This is a genomic window from Synechocystis sp. LEGE 06083, assembly GCF_015207725.1.
Classification (GTDB): Bacteria; Cyanobacteriota; Cyanobacteriia; order Cyanobacteriales; family Microcystaceae; genus Synechocystis; species Synechocystis salina.
Genome location: NZ_JADEWJ010000353.1, coordinates 1 through 3,168 on the forward strand (window position 1 = coordinate 1; position 3,168 = coordinate 3,168).

The 3,168-nt window shown below is 49.3% G+C and carries 3 protein-coding genes; all 3 read left to right on the forward strand.

Annotated elements, in window-relative coordinates:
* A partial coding sequence (locus tag IQ219_RS18310) for a hypothetical protein (RefSeq protein ID WP_194073554.1) occupies positions 1 to 1,024 on the forward strand: 1,024 nt, incomplete at its 5' end.
* A gap of 93 nt (positions 1,025 to 1,117) precedes the next feature.
* Positions 1,118 to 2,674, forward strand: coding sequence for an apolipoprotein N-acyltransferase (gene lnt, locus IQ219_RS18315; protein ID WP_194073555.1), 1,557 nt, complete (start codon positions 1,118 to 1,120; stop codon positions 2,672 to 2,674).
* A gap of 56 nt (positions 2,675 to 2,730) precedes the next feature.
* Positions 2,731 to 3,012, forward strand: coding sequence for a glutaredoxin family protein (locus tag IQ219_RS18320; RefSeq protein WP_368667636.1), 282 nt, complete (start codon positions 2,731 to 2,733; stop codon positions 3,010 to 3,012).
* Positions 3,013 to 3,168 lie beyond the last annotated feature (156 nt).

Consider the following 3,168-nt stretch of genomic DNA (forward strand, 5'->3'; position numbering starts at 1 on the left):
CTACCCGATGGTGCGACGGCCCGTGGCCAGAGTAGCGCCCATGTTGCTTTTGCCCAGTTACCTGAGTATGGACAGGAATTACCGCGAGGCGATCGCCCATGGAGAACAGGCGGATCAGTTGGTGAATAATGCCACCAGCGCAGCGGATATTGAATTGGGGGCGGAAAAAGTGCGCCTCGCTCAGCAAAATTTAGACCAGTTGCCGGTGTGGTTCCTTGGCTATGAACCGGTGAAAGTGTGCCAATTTATGGGGGGCTGTTCTTGGAATTTCACCTTCGACGAATTTCAGCAGGCCAGGGCCCAGGTGGGACGTATGGAAGCCAGGGTTTTTCAGGAAAAAAATGCCCTATCGGCCCTGACTACGGCGGAGCAGAATATCCAAGGAGCCAAAACTAGTTATGAACAGGCCACTACCCCCGAACAACGGCAAGCGGCGATCGCGAGTTGGCAAGGGGCCATCAATCAATTGACCCTAATCCCAGAGAAAACCTTGGCCGGAAGTCAAACCACCAATCGTTTACGCAACTATGAACAGGAATTTCAACAGGTGGCGGGTTTAGTGGCGGGTACAAATCAAACCCAAACCATGGTGATGGCAGCCCAGCAATTTGCCCAGCGGGCTGATCAAAGCATTGCCCAGGCCCCTTTAACGGTGAATCAATGGCAGGAGGTGCTTAATTTGTACCAAGAAGCCATCCAGAGATTGCAAATGGTGCAACCCCAAGATGCCCAATATTTGTCAGCCCAAACCTTTTTGGCGGAATATACGGAAACCCTTGGTAAAATTCGCATCAATTTAGCGGCGGAACAGGGAGCTATAGCCCAATTTGACGAGGCCCAAAACCAAATTCAAAACCTATTAACTAATCTCCCTCCCAGCAGTGATAGTCAAGGCCGCAACCGTATTAAGGGGGAAATTAGCCAAATTATTAATCAACTACAAAAGGTACAGCCAGGCACTACCGTTTATGACCAGGCCCAAACCCTAATTGACCAAGCCCAAAGTCGAGCCCAGCAACTTTAGTTGGAATTTTTAGGGAATTAAAACTGATTGGATAACCACAAATTCAGCACCGTAGCTAAAAGTTTTACCTTCCTATTGTTGGGAGGTATAGCTATGGGTTTGGCTACCGCTTCTTTAGGCTGGACTTACGCAGCTTGGTTTGGACAAATTCCCCTCTGGCTTTGGGTTTTTAGAGCTAATCCCACTAAGCTTAATTTTACCCAGCTCAAACAATTTTTAATTTCAAGGTTGATAACAGCCATAGCTTGGGGAGGAGGATTTTATGGCATCGCCTTATTTTGGATTACCGGAGTCCATCCCCTCACTTGGTTGGGGGTACCTTGGTTGGCCAGTCTGGCGATCGCCGCTTTTTGTTGGTTGGCAATCACAGCTTGGGGCATTGTCCTGGTATGGGTTTGGTTGTTGGCCATGGCAGCTTGGCAAATTACCACAGCCCGGACAACGGTTAATCCTATTTTTAGAAATTTGTCCTTCATTCTTTGGGGTACCGCCAGTTGGTGTACTTTGGAAATCCTCTGGAGCCATTCCATTCTTTGGTGGAGTCCGGTGGCCTATACCCAAAGCCCTAGTCAGTTACATTTTTTGCAGTGGGGAGCCTTGGGTGGGCCGGCGTTATTAACCGCTTTTATTGTGGCCATTAATGGGCTGTTAGCATTAGGTTTAATTGATTTTTTAGATGCTAAAACCTCTAACAACCATGGCCGTATTTGGCCTTATTTATTCCTGGCTATGGTGATCTGGCTTGGTTGTCAGGGGGGAGGGTGGTTACTTTACCAAAAACCCTTGGCAGATGTACCGGAACAAAGCATTAATGTGGGCATTATCCAAGGTAATATCCCCAATCAAATTAAGTTTAATAGTGAAGGTTGGCGCCGGGCGATCGCTGGTTATACAGAGGGCTATGAAAAACTGGCGGGGCAGGGAGTGGATATCGTACTTACACCGGAGGGAGCCTTACCCTATCTTTGGGAAATGGTGGTGGCGAGGAGTGGTTTTTACCAAGCTATTTTGCAAACCCAAGTGCCGGTGTGGTTGGGAGCCTATGGCACCAAGGGAGATGGTTACACCAATAGCCTCTTTACCATTGATAGCCAAGGACAATTACGGGGGCGCTACGACAAAGTTAAGCTGGTACCCTTGGGAGAATATATTCCACTCAGTAACGTTTTGGGGCAATTAATCCAACGGCTTTCCCCCCTCAAGGAGCAGTTACTCCCTGGCGATCGCCCCCAGGTTTTACCAACTCCCTTTGGCCCGGCGGCGGTGGTCATCTGCTACGAGTCTGCCTTTCCCCATCTGTTGCGGGCCCAGCTATTGCAGGGGGGAGAATTTATTCTTTCTAGCGCCAATAATGCTCATTACAGCGACACCATGGCCGCCCAACACCACGCCCTGGATGTGATGCGAGCCATTGAAGGCGATCGATGGCTGGCCCGGGCCACCAACACCGGCCTTTCCGCCATCATTAATCCCCGGGGGAAGACCCTCTGGTTATCGGCCATGAACCAGTATCAAATCCATGCCGCCCCCATTTACCGTCGTCAGCATCTCAGCCCCTATAGCCGTTGGGGGGATTGGCTGGTGGTTTTATTATTAATTCTGTCGGCGATCGCCTGGCTTTATTCCCTGGACACCAGAACTAATTTTTAAGGGCTACCTGGGTTTTCCTGGCCCTTAAAGTGGAAACAGACAAGACTGCACCAATGGTGGAAACTAATCGCAACATTATGGAATTAATTTTATATAGCAAGCCCGGTTGCCATCTCTGTGAAGGATTAATGGAAAAATTAGCCCAAATTGATAACCTGGGGATTGAGCTAGAAGTCCGTGACATTACCACCAACGAACAATGGTGGGCCGCTTATCAATATGAAATTCCGGTGCTAGTGTGGCGATCGCCGACGGGGGAAATTACTTTGCCGAGGTTATCCCCCCGGGCCCCGGTTAGTCAATTGGAAAAACTGTTGCAACAATACGTTAAAGTCTGACTTGCTCCGGCAGGCGAAGGGGTAGGCTTAGATTGAACGCAACGGCGATCGTTCATGGTGCCCCCCAACGATAACGGATGAATAAGTGGTTTAGTAAAAAGTTTTTAGCAACGGATATTCGGGCTCCCCATAATTTTACCGGGGTGCATTTAGCTC

What these genes read in the sequence shown, in the direction of transcription:
- lnt (WP_194073555.1), top strand. Translation starts at nt 1,118, where the DNA reads ATGGGTTTGGCTACCGCTTCTTTAGGCTGGACTTACGCAGCTTGGTTT.